This window comes from Mucilaginibacter sp. dw_454, from assembly GCF_018449775.1.
Taxonomy (GTDB): Bacteria; Bacteroidota; Bacteroidia; order Sphingobacteriales; family Sphingobacteriaceae; genus Mucilaginibacter.
In genome coordinates this window covers 48,784-64,568 of record NZ_JAAVVB010000002.1, presented here as the reverse complement: position 1 = coordinate 64,568, position 15,785 = coordinate 48,784, and the positions used below count along the sequence as shown (strand labels likewise).

29 protein-coding genes are annotated in these 15,785 nt (G+C 40.7%); all 29 read right to left on the bottom strand.

The features are described from left to right. Positions 1-17 precede the first annotated feature (17 nt). Positions 18-644, bottom strand: a complete 627-nt coding sequence (gene rplQ, locus HB679_RS07460) for a 50S ribosomal protein L17 (RefSeq protein WP_214071337.1) — start codon at positions 642-644, stop codon at positions 18-20. Positions 645-838: 194 nt separating this feature from the next. Further along, the gene (locus tag HB679_RS07455; protein ID WP_214071336.1) at positions 839-1,831 is read right to left on the bottom strand and encodes a DNA-directed RNA polymerase subunit alpha; all 993 of its coding nucleotides are present in this window, start codon (positions 1,829-1,831) and stop codon (positions 839-841) included. Between the two features lie 97 nt (positions 1,832-1,928). After that, complete coding sequence (rpsD, locus tag HB679_RS07450; protein WP_214071335.1) at positions 1,929-2,537, bottom strand: 30S ribosomal protein S4; 609 nt, start codon at positions 2,535-2,537, stop codon at positions 1,929-1,931. Between the two features lie 73 nt (positions 2,538-2,610). Next, entirely contained in the window at positions 2,611-3,000 is a 390-nt protein-coding gene (rpsK, locus tag HB679_RS07445; protein ID WP_214071334.1) for a 30S ribosomal protein S11, read from the bottom strand. A 135-nt stretch (positions 3,001-3,135) separates the two neighbouring features. Next, the gene (gene rpsM, locus HB679_RS07440) at positions 3,136-3,513 is read right to left on the bottom strand and encodes a 30S ribosomal protein S13 (protein ID WP_214071333.1); all 378 of its coding nucleotides are present in this window, start codon (positions 3,511-3,513) and stop codon (positions 3,136-3,138) included. 72 nt (positions 3,514-3,585) lie between these two features. Beyond that, complete coding sequence (rpmJ, locus tag HB679_RS07435; RefSeq protein WP_082855993.1) at positions 3,586-3,702, bottom strand: 50S ribosomal protein L36; 117 nt, start codon at positions 3,700-3,702, stop codon at positions 3,586-3,588. 11 nt (positions 3,703-3,713) lie between these two features. Then, positions 3,714-3,932 (bottom strand): translation initiation factor IF-1, encoded by a 219-nt coding sequence (gene infA / locus HB679_RS07430; RefSeq protein ID WP_090643449.1) that lies wholly within the window; start codon positions 3,930-3,932, stop codon positions 3,714-3,716. 67 nt (positions 3,933-3,999) lie between these two features. Next, complete coding sequence (gene map / locus HB679_RS07425; RefSeq protein ID WP_214071332.1) at positions 4,000-4,788, bottom strand: type I methionyl aminopeptidase; 789 nt, start codon at positions 4,786-4,788, stop codon at positions 4,000-4,002. Between the two features lie 6 nt (positions 4,789-4,794). Then, complete coding sequence (gene secY / locus HB679_RS07420; protein WP_214071331.1) at positions 4,795-6,135, bottom strand: preprotein translocase subunit SecY; 1,341 nt, start codon at positions 6,133-6,135, stop codon at positions 4,795-4,797. A 21-nt stretch (positions 6,136-6,156) separates the two neighbouring features. Continuing rightward, complete coding sequence (rplO, locus tag HB679_RS07415) at positions 6,157-6,603, bottom strand: 50S ribosomal protein L15 (RefSeq protein ID WP_214071330.1); 447 nt, start codon at positions 6,601-6,603, stop codon at positions 6,157-6,159. Positions 6,604-6,607: 4 nt separating this feature from the next. Beyond that, positions 6,608-6,787: a 50S ribosomal protein L30 gene (gene rpmD / locus HB679_RS07410; protein WP_214071329.1), complete on the bottom strand. Its 180-nt coding sequence runs from the start codon at positions 6,785-6,787 to the stop codon at positions 6,608-6,610. A 4-nt stretch (positions 6,788-6,791) separates the two neighbouring features. Further along, positions 6,792-7,310: a 30S ribosomal protein S5 gene (gene rpsE / locus HB679_RS07405; protein ID WP_214071328.1), complete on the bottom strand. Its 519-nt coding sequence runs from the start codon at positions 7,308-7,310 to the stop codon at positions 6,792-6,794. A 12-nt stretch (positions 7,311-7,322) separates the two neighbouring features. Continuing rightward, positions 7,323-7,679, bottom strand: a complete 357-nt coding sequence (gene rplR / locus HB679_RS07400; RefSeq protein ID WP_214071327.1) for a 50S ribosomal protein L18 — start codon at positions 7,677-7,679, stop codon at positions 7,323-7,325. Between the two features lie 5 nt (positions 7,680-7,684). Then, positions 7,685-8,242 (bottom strand): 50S ribosomal protein L6, encoded by a 558-nt coding sequence (rplF, locus tag HB679_RS07395; RefSeq protein ID WP_214071326.1) that lies wholly within the window; start codon positions 8,240-8,242, stop codon positions 7,685-7,687. 18 nt (positions 8,243-8,260) lie between these two features. After that, a complete protein-coding gene (rpsH, locus tag HB679_RS07390; protein ID WP_346345146.1) occupies positions 8,261-8,662 on the bottom strand; it encodes a 30S ribosomal protein S8 in 402 nt (133 codons plus the stop codon). Positions 8,663-8,797: 135 nt separating this feature from the next. Continuing rightward, positions 8,798-9,067 (bottom strand): 30S ribosomal protein S14, encoded by a 270-nt coding sequence (rpsN, locus tag HB679_RS07385; protein ID WP_214071324.1) that lies wholly within the window; start codon positions 9,065-9,067, stop codon positions 8,798-8,800. Continuing rightward, the gene (rplE, locus tag HB679_RS07380) at positions 9,060-9,629 is read right to left on the bottom strand and encodes a 50S ribosomal protein L5 (RefSeq protein ID WP_214071323.1); all 570 of its coding nucleotides are present in this window, start codon (positions 9,627-9,629) and stop codon (positions 9,060-9,062) included. Before rplE ends, rpsN begins: the two co-directional genes overlap by 8 nt. Then, the gene (gene rplX, locus HB679_RS07375) at positions 9,629-9,970 is read right to left on the bottom strand and encodes a 50S ribosomal protein L24 (RefSeq protein WP_214071322.1); all 342 of its coding nucleotides are present in this window, start codon (positions 9,968-9,970) and stop codon (positions 9,629-9,631) included. Before rplX ends, rplE begins: the two co-directional genes overlap by 1 nt. 1 nt (position 9,971) lies before the next feature. Continuing rightward, on the bottom strand, positions 9,972-10,340 hold the full coding sequence (gene rplN, locus HB679_RS07370) for a 50S ribosomal protein L14 (RefSeq protein ID WP_066006038.1): 369 nt from the start codon (positions 10,338-10,340) through the stop codon (positions 9,972-9,974). A gap of 1 nt (position 10,341) precedes the next feature. Beyond that, positions 10,342-10,596, bottom strand: coding sequence for a 30S ribosomal protein S17 (rpsQ, locus tag HB679_RS07365; protein ID WP_214071321.1), 255 nt, complete (start codon positions 10,594-10,596; stop codon positions 10,342-10,344). Between the two features lie 20 nt (positions 10,597-10,616). Further along, the gene (gene rpmC / locus HB679_RS07360; RefSeq protein WP_214071320.1) at positions 10,617-10,826 is read right to left on the bottom strand and encodes a 50S ribosomal protein L29; all 210 of its coding nucleotides are present in this window, start codon (positions 10,824-10,826) and stop codon (positions 10,617-10,619) included. A 98-nt stretch (positions 10,827-10,924) separates the two neighbouring features. Next, complete coding sequence (gene rplP / locus HB679_RS07355; protein WP_214071319.1) at positions 10,925-11,347, bottom strand: 50S ribosomal protein L16; 423 nt, start codon at positions 11,345-11,347, stop codon at positions 10,925-10,927. Between the two features lie 50 nt (positions 11,348-11,397). Beyond that, positions 11,398-12,261 (bottom strand): 30S ribosomal protein S3, encoded by an 864-nt coding sequence (rpsC, locus tag HB679_RS07350; RefSeq protein ID WP_214071318.1) that lies wholly within the window; start codon positions 12,259-12,261, stop codon positions 11,398-11,400. 4 nt (positions 12,262-12,265) lie between these two features. Then, positions 12,266-12,694 (bottom strand): 50S ribosomal protein L22, encoded by a 429-nt coding sequence (rplV, locus tag HB679_RS07345; RefSeq protein ID WP_214071317.1) that lies wholly within the window; start codon positions 12,692-12,694, stop codon positions 12,266-12,268. 3 nt (positions 12,695-12,697) lie between these two features. Continuing rightward, positions 12,698-12,964: a 30S ribosomal protein S19 gene (rpsS, locus tag HB679_RS07340; RefSeq protein ID WP_194107141.1), complete on the bottom strand. Its 267-nt coding sequence runs from the start codon at positions 12,962-12,964 to the stop codon at positions 12,698-12,700. Positions 12,965-12,966: 2 nt separating this feature from the next. Then, entirely contained in the window at positions 12,967-13,794 is an 828-nt protein-coding gene (gene rplB / locus HB679_RS07335; RefSeq protein WP_214071316.1) for a 50S ribosomal protein L2, read from the bottom strand. Between the two features lie 7 nt (positions 13,795-13,801). Further along, positions 13,802-14,092 carry a 50S ribosomal protein L23 gene (rplW, locus tag HB679_RS07330; protein ID WP_214071315.1) on the bottom strand — a complete coding sequence of 97 codons (291 nt, stop codon included), beginning with the start codon at positions 14,090-14,092 and terminating at the stop codon, positions 13,802-13,804. Between the two features lies 1 nt (position 14,093). Beyond that, positions 14,094-14,723: a 50S ribosomal protein L4 gene (gene rplD / locus HB679_RS07325; protein ID WP_214071314.1), complete on the bottom strand. Its 630-nt coding sequence runs from the start codon at positions 14,721-14,723 to the stop codon at positions 14,094-14,096. Position 14,724: 1 nt separating this feature from the next. Continuing rightward, on the bottom strand, positions 14,725-15,342 hold the full coding sequence (gene rplC, locus HB679_RS07320; RefSeq protein WP_214071313.1) for a 50S ribosomal protein L3: 618 nt from the start codon (positions 15,340-15,342) through the stop codon (positions 14,725-14,727). Between the last annotated feature and the right edge of the window lie 443 nt (positions 15,343-15,785).

Here is a 15,785-nt window from a genome sequence, read left to right as displayed (position 1 = left end):
GTAAAAGAAAGAATTAATTATTCTCCTTTTTCTGCGTTTTCTTCGTCAGCAGCTGGTGCTTCAGGAGCTTCTTCAGCGGCAGGTGCTTCAGCAACTGGAGCTTCTGCTACCGGTGCTTCTTCAACTACTACTGCATCTTCAACAGGTGCTGCAACTGCTGCTTCATCAGCAGGAGTTACTGCTGCGCTTGCTGCAGGTGCTTCAGTTTTTGCTTTAGCTGCACCAGCACCACCACGACGACGTGTTGATTTCTTAGCAGTTTGTGTTGCATCAGCGCCGTAAACAGTGTTATAATCTACTAACTCGATGATTGCCATTTCAGCGTTATCGCCTAAACGATTTTCTAATTTGATAATACGAGTGTAACCGCCCGGACGATTTGCAATTTTTTCAGCAATTTCGCGGAACAGGATAGTTGTTGCTTCTTTGTCTTGCAGGTAGCTAAATACAGTACGACGTGAGTGTGTAGTATCGTCTTTACCTTTAGTTAAGATAGGCTCTACATAAACGCGTAAAGCTTTTGCTTTAGCCAATGTTGTAGAAATACGCTTGTGTAAGATAAGCGAAGTAGCCATGTTGCTCAGCATTGCTTTGCGGTGGCTGGTGGTACGACCTAAGTGGTTGTGTTTTTTACCGTGTCTCATTGTTTTGTTGTTTGTGGCACGTGCATACCGTTGGGCGGCTTTTCAGTCAAGCCCGCGGAATTATGCAAATACTCCGTTAAAAATTGTGTTTGGAGTTAGCAAGATCGCCTCGCTATGATACTCGTTTTATTATATTCAAGAATTAAGAGCCAAGAATCAAGATATCTTGTATCCTGATTCTTGACTCTCGTTTATTATTCTTCGTCTAATTTAAACTTCGACAAGTTCATGCCGAAAGATAAACCTTTTGATTTAACCAGATCCTGGATCTCAGTCAATGACTTTTTACCAAAGTTTCTGAATTTTAACATATCAGCTACGTCGTACGATACCAAATCAGCCAGGCTGCGGATATCAGCTGCTTTCAAGCAGTTTAACGCACGTACAGACAGGTCAAGATCAACCAACTCAGTTTTAAGGATCTTGCGCATATGCAGGATTTCCTCGTCAACTTCTTTAGTTTCTTCTTTAGCCTGAGCTTCTAACATCATGTTCTCGTCGCTAAATAACATAAAGTGCTGGATCAGGATCTTAGCAGCTTCTTTCAGCGCGTCTTCAGGATGGATTGAACCGTCAGTAGCAATATCCAATACCAATTTCTCGTAATCGGTTTTTTGCTCTACACGATAGTTCTCAATAGTGTATTTTACGTTTTTAATCGGGGTGTAGATCGAGTCGATAGCAATAACACCAACGTTAGCGTCAGGGTTCTTGTTTTCTTCGCTGGCTACATAACCACGACCTTTATTAATGGTGAACTCAATCTCAAGCGTTACAGACGAATCCATATTGCAGATAACCAAATCAGGATTTAATACTGTAAAGTTATTTGAGAATTTAGTGATATCACCAGCTTTAAAAGCATCCTGACCATTGATGATCACGAAAACTTTTTCGCTGTCGCCAGACTCACCTGTCTTTTTAAACCTAACTTGTTTTAAGTTCAAGATGATCTCGGTAACGTCTTCAACAACTCCTTTTATAGTTGAAAACTCATGATTTACACCTGAGAAACGTACAGATGTAATTGCATAACCTTCAAGCGATGAAAGTAATATACGACGTAGCGCATTACCAATGGTTATACCAAAGCCAGGCTCTAACGGACGGAATTCGAAAGTGCCCTCAAAGTCTGTTGACTTTTGCATGATAACCTTATCTGGTTTCTGAAATGCTAATATTGCCATTTATATCCTTTATTTATTGTTTACTTAATTGGATTGAATTAAACCACAAAAATGATTGACAGCAACTGCCAACCATATTTGTGTAATAATGTCTTTATTATTTTGAGTATAACTCGACGATCAGGTTTTCCTTGATGTTTTCAGGAATCTCATCACGATTTGGATAGTTAAGGAACTTACCTGATAAGGTAGCAGCATCCCATTCTAACCAGCTATATTTATTAACTCTGTGGCCCGCTACTGAAGTAGTGATAGCTTCCAAAGTTTTTGATTTTTCGCGTACTGCAATAACGTCGCCAGCTTTAACCTGGTAAGAAGCAATGTTTACTACTTCACCGTTTACAGTGATATGTTTGTGACCAACTAATTGACGGGCAGCAGAACGTGTAGAAGCGATACCTAAACGGTATACAGCATTATCTAAACGAGCCTCTAAAAACTTCAATAAGTTTTCGCCTGTGATACCTTCTTTAGCTGAAGCACGGTGAAACAAGTTCTCGAACTGACGCTCTAATACACCGTAAGTGTATTTAACTTTTTGTTTCTCCATTAATTGTACCGCGTACTCAGACTGCTTGCCTCTTCTTTTTGAAGCGCCATGCTGTCCTGGTGGGTAGTTTTTTCTGTCTAACGCTTTATCCGGACCGAAGATTGGTTCGCGGAAACGGCGTGCAATTTTTGATTTTGGGCCTGTATATCTTGCCATTGTTTGTGTGTTTTAAAGTATCAAGCAGCCTGTAGCTGCTGAATCTTAGCTTTAAAAAATCTGTGAATTAAAATTAAACTCTTCTTCTTTTAGAAGGACGACATCCGTTGTGCGGAAGCGGTGTGATATCTTTAATGGTTGTTACCTCAATACCGGTAGTTTGCAAAGTACGGATAGCCGACTCACGACCAGAACCCGGGCCTTTTACAAATACCTCTACTTTACGTAAACCTAAATCGTAAGCAACTTTGCCACAATCGCCGGCAGCTTGACCTGCAGCGTAAGGAGTATTCTTTTTTGAACCTTTAAAACCCATTTTACCAGCAGATGACCATGAAATAGCCTGGCCACTTTTGTTGGTTAGGGTGATAATGATGTTGTTAAAAGTTGCGTTGATGTGTGCTTCGCCTACTGGTTCAACAACTACAATACGCTTTTTGGTAACTTTTTTAGTTTTAGCCATTTTATGTTTTAATTATTGATTTAATGAATTACTCAGTTATCGAATAACCCGGACCCATTAATCTTTTTAATTTATTTGTTCCTAATAACTAAAGAGCATCAGCCTAAGCTATGCTCCTTAATTACTAATCAATTATTATTTAGTAGCCTTTTTCTTGTTAGCAACTGTCTTACGTTTACCTTTACGGGTACGAGAGTTGTTTTTAGTACGTTGACCACGTAACGGTAAACCTTTACGGTGACGTGTACCACGGTAGCAACCAATATCCATTAAACGTTTGATGTTTAATTGAACTTCTGAACGTAAAGCACCTTCAACTTTTACTTCGTCGTTGATGATGTTACGGATAGCAGCCAGCTGATCGTCATTCCAGTCTTGAACTTTAATGTTAAAGTCAATACCGGCTTTTGTTAAAATTTCCTGGGCTTTAGAACGGCCAACGCCGTAAATGTAGGTTAAACCTATCTCGCCTCTCTTATTCTTTGGTAAATCAATACCTGAAATCCTTGCCATATTTGTAAGTTGTTTTAAGTAAGACCGAACGGCGGGCCACCGTTGTGCGGATCATTACAATTCCTTTTCTAATTATCCCTGACGTTGTTTGAACTTAGGATTCTTTTTGTTGATCACATAAAGTTTCCCGTTGCGACGAATGATCTTGCAATCAACGCTACGTTTTTTGATGGATGCTCTAACTTTCATCTCTATATTTGTTATTTGTATCTGTACGTTATTCTGCCTTTACTCAAATCGTAAGGGCTCATCTCCAATTTTACGCGGTCACCAGGTAATATCTTGATATAATGCATCCGCATTTTACCTGATATGTGCGCAATAATCTCATGACCATTTTCAAGTTCAACTCTGAACATTGCGTTAGATAACGCTTCCCGAATTGTACCGTCTTGCTCAATCGAAGATTGTTTTGCCATATTTTACTGATTATTACTTGATTATCCGCCCCAAAACCGGGACGCAAAATTAATAAAAAATTATTAATTAATTTATTTTTTCTTTTAAAACTTCGTCAACATATTTAAATGACGAAAGGATGTCTGCTTTACCCTTTTTTACAGCTACTGTGTGCTCATAATGGGCAGACGCTTTACCATCAACAGTTGATACTGTCCAGCCATCATCCCAGAATTTAACTCCGGCACGGCCCGCATTAATCATCGGCTCGATGGCTATCACCATTCCTTCCTCTAATTTGATGCCCGATCCGCGTTTACCGTAATTAGGTACTTCTGGTTTTTCATGCAGTTTTAAACCTACCCCATGGCCTACCAGCTCTTTCACTACACCAAAGCCATGCTTCTCGGCATGCTCTTGTACAGCATAACCAATATCGCCTATGCGGTTACCTACAACGGCTTTCTCAATCCCAAGGTCCAAACACTCACGCGTTACACGCATTAGTTTCTTAACCTCATCGCTTACCTCGCCAATGGCAAAAGTAAAGGCAGAGTCGCCATAGTAATTGTTTAATATTGCGCCGCAATCAACCGAAACCAGGTCACCATCTGTCAACACATGCTTACCCGGAAAACCGTGAACCACCTGGTTGTTTAATGAGATGCAAAGCGAGTATGGAAAACCTCCGTAGTTTAAAAAGGCGGGAATCCCGCCGTTATCACGTATGAAAGTTTCTGCTAGTTTGTCTAATTCTATAGTCTGTATGCCGGCACGAATAACTTTAGCTATCTCTCCATGTGTCTTTGCAACCAGCAAAGAACTCTCTCTAATCAGCTCTATCTCCTCGGCACTCTTGTAATGAATTTTCGACATTCTGTATTAAATTGCTGTCGGCGTCGTTCCGGTAGCAGCAGGTATTGAAGTACGCCCAGTTATTCTGCCGGTTTTCATCAATCCATCGTAATGACGCATTAACAAGTGGCTTTCTATCTGCTGTAAAGTATCTAAAACAACACCAACAAGAATGATCAATGAGGTACCACCAAAGAATCTTGCAAACAAGGTATTAACACCAACTAAGTTTGCCAATGCAGGTATGATAGCAATAATAGCTAAGAATATAGATCCCGGCAAAGTGATTTTTGAGATAACATCGTCAATATAATTTGTAGTTGCTTCACCTGGTTTAACACCCGGTATAAAACCGTTGTTCTTTTTCATATCCTCAGCCATTTGTTTCGGGTTAACCGTAATAGCTGTATAGAAATAAGTGAACACGATAATCAACAACGCGAACAGCAAATTGTGTAACCACGAGTTATAATTTGACAACGCGATCAAAATGCTGTTTGAAGCAGCCGTCGGGAAAAACGAAGCTAATGTAGCCGGGATGAACATCAATGCCTGCGCAAAGATAATAGGCATTACACCTGCCGCATTTACCTTTAACGGGATGTACTGACGTACGCCACCATATTGTTTTGCACCAACAATACGCTTGGCGTATTGCACGGCAATCTTTCGGGTACCTTGCACAATCAGGATAGTAAACATTACCACACCTAATAAAGCTACCAGCTCAACAATAAATGTGATTAAACCACCGCTACCTGTCGTACGATTGTTAAACTCGGCCACAAAAGCACCTGGTAACTGGGCTATGATACCCACCATGATGATTAATGAAATACCGTTACCAATACCTTTATCAGTAATTTTCTCGCCTAACCACATTACAAATAAAGTACCTGCAGTTAACACGAAAGTGTTCATGATGGTAAACAATGGGTTAGCTATCAGCAACTCATCGGCAGATACTTGCGACCGCAGGTAAGCAGCAGCTTGAGCCGCAGTGATAATAATCGTCAGATAACGTGTCCATTGGTTTATTTTATTACGACCGCTTTCGCCGTCTTTCTGCATTTTAGCGAAGTAAGGCACCGCTATACCCAATAACTGCATCACAATAGAGGCAGAGATATAAGGCATAACACCTAACGCAAAAATAGAGACCCTTGAAAAAGAACCTCCTGCAAACATATTTAACAAACCAACCAGACCTTCAGCCTTGCCTTTTGATGCAACAGCGTCGCTAACTCCCGGTAAACGGATGAAAGATCCTACACGATATATTAAAAGAAATAAGAGTGTGTTAGTAATACGCACTCTTAGATCTTCAATTTTCCAGATATTGGATATTGTGGTGAAAAACTTCTTCATTTGAAATTTTATAGCTTAATATTAAAGCTTAACAATAGAACCGCCAGCAGCTTCGATGGCTTTTTGAGCAGTAGCAGTAAATGCATGTGCTGTAACTTCTAATTTGGCTTTCAACTCGCCACGACCCAGGATTTTCACCAAGCCGTTTTTAGATACTAAACCATGCGATATTAAAGTAGCAAAGTCTATAGTTGAAAGTGTATATTTTTCAGTTAATTCTTGCAATACGTCAAGGTTTACACCAACGTACTCTACGCGGTTAGGGTTTTTAAAGCCCACTTTAGGTACACGGCGTTGTAACGGCATTTGGCCACCTTCAAAACCAATTTTTCTGCTTGTACCTGAACGTGAACCGGCACCTTTATGACCGCGGGTAGATGTACCACCACGGCCAGAACCTGTACCACGACCAATTCTCTTTCTATTTTTAGTTGAACCTTCTGCAGGTTTCAGATTACTTAAATTCATGATATTAAATATTTTCTACCGCTACCAGGTGATTAACTTTTCTAACCATTCCGATAATAGCTGCGTTAGCCTCAACTTCCACACTGTGGTTAATTTTCTTTAAGCCCAGTGCCTGCACTGTTCTTTTTTGGCGCTCGGTTCTATCGATCACGCTCTTAATCTGGGTAATTTTGATCTTCGCCATGATATTATCCGTTAAAAACTTTACCTAAACTAACTCCGCGGTGTTGCGCTACAGTATGTGCATCACGTAATTGTGATAATGCCGATACAGTTGCTTTAACCACGTTGTGCGGGTTTGATGATCCTTTTGATTTTGCAAGTACATTGTGTACACCTGCAGACTCTAATACCGCACGCATTGCACCACCGGCTATTACACCTGTACCGTTTGCTGCTGGTTTCAAGAATACAAAACCGCCCGAAAATTTACCTATTTGCTCATGAGGTATAGTGTTGTTGATAATCGGAACTTTTACCAAGTTCTTTTTAGCATCATCAATACCTTTTGCAATAGCTTCAGTAACCTCCTTCGCTTTACCTAAACCATAACCTACAACACCGTGCTCATCACCTACTACCACAATGGCAGAGAAGCTAAATGTACGGCCACCTTTGGTTACTTTGGCTACACGTTGTATGCTAACCAAACGATCTTTTAATTCGATCTCGCTGGTTTTTACTCTTTTTATGTTGATTGTTGACATTTCTCTTTTCGATTAAAAGTTTAACCCACCTTCACGTGCACCTTCGGCCAGTGATTTAACACGACCGTGATACAAGTATCCGTTACGGTCAAAAACCACATCTACGATGCCAGCTGCAACAGCTTTTTGAGCAACTAATTTGCCCACTGCTACTGATTGATCTGACTTAGTACCATCTGCACTGAAATCTTTTGATAAAGATGATGCTGATACTAATGTTTTGCCTGTTACATCGTCAATGATCTGCGCATAAATACCTTTATTGCTTCTGTACACTGACAAACGAGGACGGGTTGCAGAGCCTGAAAGGCGCTTCCTGATTCCCATCTTTATTCTTTCTCTTCTTGATAATTTCGCTCTAGCTGCCATGACGATTATTTTTTAGATGCTGATTTACCTGCTTTTCTTCTCAATACTTCGCCAACAAACTTGATACCTTTACCTTTGTAAGGCTCTGGTGCACGTAACGAGCGTATTTTCGCTGCTACCTGACCAATCAATTGCTTATCGTTTGATTCCAGAATAATAGTTGGGTTTTTACCCTTTTCAGCAGTAGTTGTAACTTTTATTTCTTGCGGTAACTCAAATACATAATGGTGAGAGAAACCCAACACTAAATCTAAAGTATTACCTGTGTTAGTTGCGCGGTAACCCACACCTACTAACTCTTGCTCAATTTTGTAACCGGTTGTTACGCCAACAACCATATTGTTTATCAAAGCGCGGTATAAACCGTGTAATGCTTTGTGGCGTTTTTGCTCAGTTGGGCGTTGAACTAATAGTTCAGAACCTTCTTGAACAACTTTTATATCTGTGTCCACCGCTTGATGCAGCTCGCCTTTAGGGCCTTTTACAGTAACTACATTATCTGCAGATACAGTAACAGTAACGCCTGCCGGTACTGGTATTGGTGATTTTCCTACTCTTGACATTGCTTGTTCCTCCTCTGATTAATAAACGTAGCATAAAACTTCGCCGCCCACATTTTGCTGACGTGCTTCTTTATCGGTCATTACGCCGTGAGAAGTTGACAGGATGGCGATACCTAAACCATTTAATACGCGTGGCATATTGCTGGTGCCTGCATATCTTCTGTAACCAGGTCTGCTGATACGGTCGATAGAACGGATAGCAGAAATTTTGGTGATTGGGTGGTACTTTAAAGCTACTTTAATAGTGCCTTGCGGACCGTTTTCTTCAAACTTGTAGTTTGCAATGTAACCTTTGTCAAAAAGAACCTTAGTGATTTCTTTTTTCAGGTTAGATGCAGGAATCTCAACAACCCTGTGGTTGGCTTTAATAGCATTTCTTACACGGGTAAGATAATCTGCGATTGGATCTGTATTCATTATCTATTGTTTGTGATGGTGGTTTCCTTCTCGAACCCTTCGGGACGACCTGCCGTCTGTTAATTCTTTTTTTTTAAGCTTAAAGCAAAAAGCCGAAGGCTCAAAGCTTTTTGCTTTAGTCTTTCAGCTTTACGCTTATTACCAAGAAGCTTTTTTCACTCCCGGGATCTTGCCGGCTAATGCCATTTCGCGGAATGTAACACGCGAAATACCAAACTGGCGCATATAACCACGAGGGCGGCCTGTTAATTTACAACGGTTGTGTAGTTTTACCGGTGACGACGCTTTTGGAAGCGCATCTAAACCTACATAATCACCAGCTGCTTTTAAAGCCTCTCTTTTTTCAGCATATTTTGCTACTAACTTAGCACGTTTTACTTCGCGTGCTTTTACACCTTCTTTAGCCATTGTTAGTTGGAGTTTGATTTTTAAATGGTAAACCAAATTGCTTAAGTAACTCTAATGCTTCAACATCGTTGGTTGCAGAGGTTACAAAGGTAATATCCATACCCTGAATTTTGTTAATTTTATCAATGTTGATTTCAGGGAAGATGATTTGCTCGGTAATACCTAAAGTATAATTACCTCTTCCGTCAAAACCTTTATCATTGATACCTTTGAAATCGCGGATACGTGGTAAAGCAACAGAGATCAAACGATCTAAGAACTCATACATGGTATTATCGCGTAAAGTTACACGTACGCCTACCGGCATATTTTTACGCAATTTAAAGTTTGAGATATCTTTTTTAGATTTCGAAGAAACCGCTAACTGGCCGGTGATTGTAGTTAACTCAGTGATTGTGTTTTCAATCAGTTTCTTGTCGGTAGTAGCACCACCAACACCCTGGTTAATTGCAATTTTTTCCAGTTTTGGAACTTGCATTACGCTTTTGTACTGAAATTTATCTTTCAGCGCAGTACGTATCTCTGCTTTATATTTCGATTTTAATCGTGGTGTGTATTCCATTACTTGATTTCCTCCCCTGATTTTTTAGCTACTCTTACCAGTTTACCGGCATCATTCAATTTACGGCCAACACGTGTTGCAACGCCAGATTTTGGATCAACCAAAGCCAGGTTTGAAATGTGTATAGCAGCTTCTTGTTTAATAATACCACCGTTAGGGTTAGCTGCGTTAGGTTTGGTATGTTTTGATACCATATTAGCACCTTCAACAATAGCTCTGTTTTTAGCTATTATTACTTCAACTATTTTACCTTGAGATCCTTTTGAATCGCCGGCTATAACTTTAACTAAATCTCCTTTACGGATCTTTAATTTTCCTTGTGTTTGTGTCTTATTTCCCATGTTACAATACCTCCGGAGCTAGTGATACAATTTTCATAAATTGTTTCTCACGCAATTCTCTTGCAACAGGGCCAAAGATACGTGTGCCTCTCGGCTCATCCTGGTTGTTTAACAAAACGGCCGCGTTATCATCGAAACGGATGTACGAGCCATCTTTTCTGCGGATCTCTTTTTTGGTTCTAACCACAACGGCTTTAGATACTGTACCTTTTTTAATGTTACCAGATGGCAGCGCACTTTTTACAGTTACTACAATCTTGTCACCTATAGAGGCATATCTTTTACCGGTACCGCCTAACACACGGATCACTAAAACTTCTTTAGCGCCGCTGTTATCAGCTACATTTAATCTTGATTCCTGTTGTACCATCTTATTTAGCTCTTTCTATAATTTGAACTAATCTCCAATTTTTGCTCTTACTCAGTGGACGAGTTTCCATGATCAGTACCGTATCACCGATACCACAGGTATTGTCTTCGTCATGAGCCATAAACTTGGTAGTTTTCTTAATAAACTTACCATAGATTGGGTGCTTCACCTTCCGCTCTACTGATACTACAATAGATTTTTCCATCTTATTGCTTACTACCAGTCCGGTACGTGTTTTTCTTAAATTTCTTTCCATTTTCCTCGACGCGTAAAAAATTAATTTTGTTCAGAAGCTTGCGCTGCCTTACGCTTAGTTAATTCAGTATTTAAACGAGCAATATCCTTGCGCACTTTTGTAATACGGGTTGGATTCTCAATCGCTGAAACCGCATGTGCAAATTTAAGCTTGGTTAGATTTGCTCTTTCCTCTCCTAATTTTGCAACCAACTCTTCAGTTGCGAGGCCTGTAATTTCTGAGTTCTTCATTTTCAATTATTATTATCAGTTACAAGTTGCCAGTTGTATGTTGTAAGAATCTTATAATCACTTATAACTCACAACTTATAACCTACAACAATCTTTATTTATGCTTGTACATAATCGTTACGTACAACAAATCTTGTTTGTACCGGTAGCTTTTGAGCTGCCAGGCGTAATGCCTCTTTTGCAACTTCTAAAGGCACACCTTCTGCTTCAAAAATGATCCTTCCGGGGCGAACTACCGCTACCCAATATTCCGGAGCACCTTTACCTTTACCCATACGTACCTCTGCTGGTTTTTTGGTTACGGGTTTGTCAGGGAATATCCTGATCCACACCTGGCCTTCACGTTTCATGTAACGTGTTACAGCAATACGTGCAGCCTCGATCTGGCGACTGGTGATCCAGGCGGCTTCGAGTGATTTTACACCGAAAGATCCAAATGACAGTTCGGCACCACGAGTGGCTAAACCTTTCATTCTGCCTTTTTGCATCTTTCTGAACTTCGTTCTTTTTGGCTGTAGCATTTTCTTAAGCTTTTATATCGTATTCGATATATTAATTCTAACTTCTGTTATTATCTTCTTGGAGCACCACCCGGGCGGCTGTTATTATTGCCACCTCTGTTTGGGCCACCACCACCTGGGCGGTTGTTGTTACCACCTGGTTTACGATCGCCTCTGCGCTCTCCACCACGTTCTCCACCTCTTTCATTGCCACCTCTGCGATCGTTACCGAAACCGGCACCACCTTCAGGGCGTCCACCTTTACCGCTGGCGCTGCTTGTACCACCAATGTTTGGAGATAGATCGCGTTTGCCATAAACTTCGCCTTTGCAAATCCATACTTTAACACCTATTTTACCATAAGTAGTTAAGGCTTCGGCCAATGCATAGTCAATGTCTGCACGGAAAGTGTGCAATGGAATTCTTCCTTCTTTATATTGTTCGCTACGTGCCATCTCAGCGCCACCTAAACGGCCTGATGTCATTACTTTAATTCCTTCTGCACCCATTCTCATGGTTGAAGCAATTGTAGTTTTCATGGCACGACGGAAAGAGATACGTGCTTCAAGTTGTTTTGCTATGCCTTCTGCAACTAGTTGTGCATCAAGCTCTGGGCGTTTAATCTCGAAGATGTTAATCTGAACTTCCTTTTTAGTCAGTTTTTTCAACTCTTCTTTGATTTTATCAACTTCGGTACCACCTTTACCAATCACGATACCCGGACGGGCAGTGTGGATTGTTACCGTGATGCGTTTTAAAGTACGTTCGATAACTACTTTAGATACGCCACCTTTATTAATACGCGCTGATAAGTATTTGCGGATCTTTTCGTCTTCAACTAATTTATCGGAGTAGTTGTTGCCACCGAACCAGTTAGAATCCCAACCTCTGATGATTCCTAATCTGTTACCTATTGGATGTGCTTTCTGTCCCATTTTATTAGTTGATATCGTTTTTAGAGCCTACAATTAGCGTTACGTGGTTTGAACGTTTGCGGATACGGTAACCTCTACCTTGAGGAGCCGGACGCATTCTTTTGTTTTGACGACCACCGCCTACTGATACTTCTTTTACAATTAAGTTGCTGTCTTCAACGCGTTGACCTTCGTTTTTAGCTTCCCAGTTTTTGATGGCTGATACTAAAAGTTTTTCAACACGAATTGCAGCTTCTTTATTCAGAAATTTCAAAGTGTTTAACGCTTTTTCAACTTCTATACCGCGGATAAGGTCAACCACCAGACGCATTTTACGTGGTGAAGTTGGACAATTCTGCAGTTTCGCAACAGAAGCGCCACCTTGCTGAGCCTTCTCTTGCTCCTTGCGTTGTCTGATCAATACAGACTTTTTGATTTTAGTTGTTGCTTCCATTGCTTATTTTTTCTTTTCTGCGTGACCGCGGAATGTACGGGTCGGCGCAAACTCTCCCAGCTTGTGACCAACCATATTTTCTGTTACATACACAGGTATAAATTTGTTACCGTTGTGTACCGCGAATGTATGACCAACGAAATCAGGAGAAATCATGGAACGACGTGACCATGTTTTTACAACCGATTTTTTATTTGACTCATTTAACGTCAAGACTTTTTTGTCTAGGTTATGGTCAATATAAGGTCCTTTTTTAATTGAACGTGCCATTATTATTTCTTCCTTCTTTCAATGATATAACGATCAGACCCTTTTTTCTTGTCACGGGTTTTGTAGCCTTTAGCTAACAAACCTTTACGTGAGCGTGGATGACCACCTGAGGCTCTACCCTCACCACCACCCATAGGGTGATCTACCGGGTTCATGGCTACACCACGAACTCTTGGACGACGGCCTAACCAACGGTTACGACCAGCTTTACCCAATACTGCGTTTGCTCTTTCGCCATTTGAAACGGTACCGATAGTAGCTAAACAAGTAGCTAAGATCATACGGGTTTCGCCTGAAGGCAATTTGATGATAGCGTATTTGCCATCACGTGCTGAAAGCTGTGCGTAAGTACCTGCAGAGCGTGCTATCACACCACCCTGACCAGGATTCAATTCAATATTATGAATGATTGAACCCAGAGGTATTGACTTTAATTGCATGGTGTTACCCACTTCTGGTGCTACCGATTCGCCTGACACTACGGTCATGCCAACGGTTAAACCTTCCGGAGCGATCATATATCTTTTTTCACCGTCTACAAAGTGTAGCAGGGCTATACGTGCAGAACGGTTAGGATCATACTCGATAGTAGCAACTTTTGCAGGGATGTCAAATTTATTGCGTTTGAAATCAATTAATCTGTATGCTTGTTTATGGCCACCACCCAGGTAGCGCATAGTCATTTTACCGCTGTGGTTACGACCACCTGATCTGGTGTTAACCGATACAACCAACGACTTTTCAGGAACGTTTGTTGTAATATCCGAGTTAGATACATCAACTCTGAAGCGGGTACCCGGGGTAACCGGTTTAAATCTCTTTACTGCCATGTCTTAATTATATATTGCTGTAAAAATCTATTGTTTCACCGTCTTTCAACGTGATGATCGCTTTTTTCACAGTAGCAGAGCGACCTGAAACAGGACCAGCTTTTGTGTTACGACTTTTCAGTTTTCCAACGTATCTCATTGTGTTAACAGCAGTAATATTAACGCCATACATGGCTTCGATTGCTGTTTTGATCTGAATTTTGTTAGCCCGCGGGTCAACTATAAAAGCATAACGGTTAAGCTTCTCAGTTAATTGAGCTACTTTTTCAGTAAGTAAGGGTTTCTTTAAAATTTCCATATTACTTAGCTAATGCTTCCTCCAAAATTTTAACAGCACCGGTTGTCAACACTAGTTTACCAGCGTTTAACACATCATAAGTGTTAATTTGGTCAACTGTAATAACCTTGGTCTTTTTAAGGTTTCTGCTTGATAAATACACATTGTTATTTGCTGTAGGCAATACCAATAATGTTCTCACATCAGTAGCGTTAATACCTGCAACCAGGTTTATGTAGTTTTTAGTTTTGATCGAGTCAAAGCTAAAATCTTCTAAAACCAATACATTGCTCTCCTGAGCTTTGTATGATAAGGCAGAGTAACGAGCCAACACTTTAAGTTTCTTGTTTAATTTGAAACTGTAATCGCGGGGCTGCGGACCGAATACACGGCCACCACCATTAAATAATGGAGATTTTACACTACCGGCACGGGCGCCGCCTGTACCTTTTTGTTTATATAATTTGCGGGTTGAACCTGCAATTTCATTACGTTGTTTTGATTTATGCGTACCCTGACGTTGGTTAGCTAAAAATTGCTTAACGTCTAAGTAGATTGCATGATCATTGGGCTCTATACCGAATATAGCTTCAGGAAGCTGCACCTTGGCACCTGTTTCTTTACCTGATACGTTTAATACTTTAACTTCCATCTTATTTATCCACTATAACGAATGAACCCTTAGCCCCTGGGATGGAACCTTTAACTACTAACAGGTTTTGCTCTGCGTATACTTTCAATACTTCTAAGTTTTGAATTTTAACGCGCTCATTACCCATTTGGCCTGCCATACGCATACCTTTGAATACTCTTGATGGCCAAGATGAAGCACCTAATGAACCCGGAGCACGTAAACGATTGTGCTGACCGTGAGTTTGCATACCCACACCACCAAAACCGTGACGCTTAACCACACCTTGAAAACCTTTACCTTTTGACGTACCCACTACATCGACAAAATCTCCCTCAGCAAAAATCTCTACGGTAACAGTGTCACCCAAAGCTTTTTCATCTTCGAAAGTTTTAAATTCAACAAGTTTACGTTTTGCGGTTGTTCCGGCTTTAAGGAAATGGCCTTTTAACGGAGCTGAAGTGTTTTTCTCCTTTTTCTCGCCATATGCAAGCTGTATAGCTGCATAACCGTCTGTTTCAACAGACCTTACTTGTGTTACTACGCAAGGGCCAGCTTCGATAACTGTACAAGGGATGTTTTTCCCTGAGTCGTCGAATATGCTGGTCATTCCTACTTTTTTACCAATTATTCCTGACATTTCTTTATGTGTTATTGCCCATCGAAGCAGTAGGGCTTCGTTCAAGGCATATTATTTCCCCCGTAAAGGGACGGCAAAGATAGCAACTTTACTTTAATTGTCAAATAGTTACCAAGTTATTTTTTCATAAATATTTAAAAGCTTTAAAAAGTTGATTATATGAGGGGTTGGCACCCATAAAGCATCACTATTTAACAAGGCTTGTTAAGTAATTGGCGGCGGAAATGTCGGGGTTTTAAATGTGTGGGTGAAAAAGTTTGGTGAAACCATTAATAATACTATTGTCATTGCGAGGAGGGACGACGAAGCAATCGCACGCGCTACAGCCTACTTCCTTGCGATTGCCACGCTATGCTCGCAATGACAACATTATCTATCTCTACCATGACGTTGCCTCCGGCCCGGGTTATCCGCTCATACTGCGCAGGCCTTAGTCACGGGCC

Coding starts and splice junctions, on each gene's coding strand:
- rplQ (WP_214071337.1), bottom strand. CDS start 644: ATGAGACACGGTAAAAAACACAACCACTTAGGTCGTACCACCAGCCAC.
- HB679_RS07455 (WP_214071336.1), bottom strand. CDS start 1,831: ATGGCAATATTAGCATTTCAGAAACCAGATAAGGTTATCATGCAAAAG.
- rpsD (WP_214071335.1), bottom strand. CDS start 2,537: ATGGCAAGATATACAGGCCCAAAATCAAAAATTGCACGCCGTTTCCGC.
- rpsK (WP_214071334.1), bottom strand. CDS start 3,000: ATGGCTAAAACTAAAAAAGTTACCAAAAAGCGTATTGTAGTTGTTGAA.
- rpsM (WP_214071333.1), bottom strand. CDS start 3,513: ATGGCAAGGATTTCAGGTATTGATTTACCAAAGAATAAGAGAGGCGAG.
- rpmJ (WP_082855993.1), bottom strand. CDS start 3,702: ATGAAAGTTAGAGCATCCATCAAAAAACGTAGCGTTGATTGCAAGATC.
- infA (WP_090643449.1), bottom strand. CDS start 3,932: ATGGCAAAACAATCTTCGATTGAGCAAGACGGTACAATTCGGGAAGCG.
- map (WP_214071332.1), bottom strand. CDS start 4,788: ATGTCGAAAATTCATTACAAGAGTGCCGAGGAGATAGAGCTGATTAGA.
- secY (WP_214071331.1), bottom strand. CDS start 6,135: ATGAAGAAGTTTTTCACCACAATATCCAATATCTGGAAAATTGAAGAT.
- rplO (WP_214071330.1), bottom strand. CDS start 6,603: ATGAATTTAAGTAATCTGAAACCTGCAGAAGGTTCAACTAAAAATAGA.
- rpmD (WP_214071329.1), bottom strand. CDS start 6,787: ATGGCGAAGATCAAAATTACCCAGATTAAGAGCGTGATCGATAGAACC.
- rpsE (WP_214071328.1), bottom strand. CDS start 7,310: ATGTCAACAATCAACATAAAAAGAGTAAAAACCAGCGAGATCGAATTA.
- rplR (WP_214071327.1), bottom strand. CDS start 7,679: ATGGCAGCTAGAGCGAAATTATCAAGAAGAGAAAGAATAAAGATGGGA.
- rplF (WP_214071326.1), bottom strand. CDS start 8,242: ATGTCAAGAGTAGGAAAATCACCAATACCAGTACCGGCAGGCGTTACT.
- rpsN (WP_214071324.1), bottom strand. CDS start 9,067: ATGGCTAAAGAAGGTGTAAAAGCACGCGAAGTAAAACGTGCTAAGTTA.
- rplE (WP_214071323.1), bottom strand. CDS start 9,629: ATGGAATACACACCACGATTAAAATCGAAATATAAAGCAGAGATACGT.
- rplX (WP_214071322.1), bottom strand. CDS start 9,970: ATGGGAAATAAGACACAAACACAAGGAAAATTAAAGATCCGTAAAGGA.
- rplN (WP_066006038.1), bottom strand. CDS start 10,340: ATGGTACAACAGGAATCAAGATTAAATGTAGCTGATAACAGCGGCGCT.
- rpsQ (WP_214071321.1), bottom strand. CDS start 10,596: ATGGAAAGAAATTTAAGAAAAACACGTACCGGACTGGTAGTAAGCAAT.
- rpmC (WP_214071320.1), bottom strand. CDS start 10,826: ATGAAGAACTCAGAAATTACAGGCCTCGCAACTGAAGAGTTGGTTGCA.
- rplP (WP_214071319.1), bottom strand. CDS start 11,347: ATGCTACAGCCAAAAAGAACGAAGTTCAGAAAGATGCAAAAAGGCAGA.
- rpsC (WP_214071318.1), bottom strand. CDS start 12,261: ATGGGACAGAAAGCACATCCAATAGGTAACAGATTAGGAATCATCAGA.
- rplV (WP_214071317.1), bottom strand. CDS start 12,694: ATGGAAGCAACAACTAAAATCAAAAAGTCTGTATTGATCAGACAACGC.
- rpsS (WP_194107141.1), bottom strand. CDS start 12,964: ATGGCACGTTCAATTAAAAAAGGACCTTATATTGACCATAACCTAGAC.
- rplB (WP_214071316.1), bottom strand. CDS start 13,794: ATGGCAGTAAAGAGATTTAAACCGGTTACCCCGGGTACCCGCTTCAGA.
- rplW (WP_214071315.1), bottom strand. CDS start 14,092: ATGGAAATTTTAAAGAAACCCTTACTTACTGAAAAAGTAGCTCAATTA.
- rplD (WP_214071314.1), bottom strand. CDS start 14,723: ATGGAAGTTAAAGTATTAAACGTATCAGGTAAAGAAACAGGTGCCAAG.
- rplC (WP_214071313.1), bottom strand. CDS start 15,342: ATGTCAGGAATAATTGGTAAAAAAGTAGGAATGACCAGCATATTCGAC.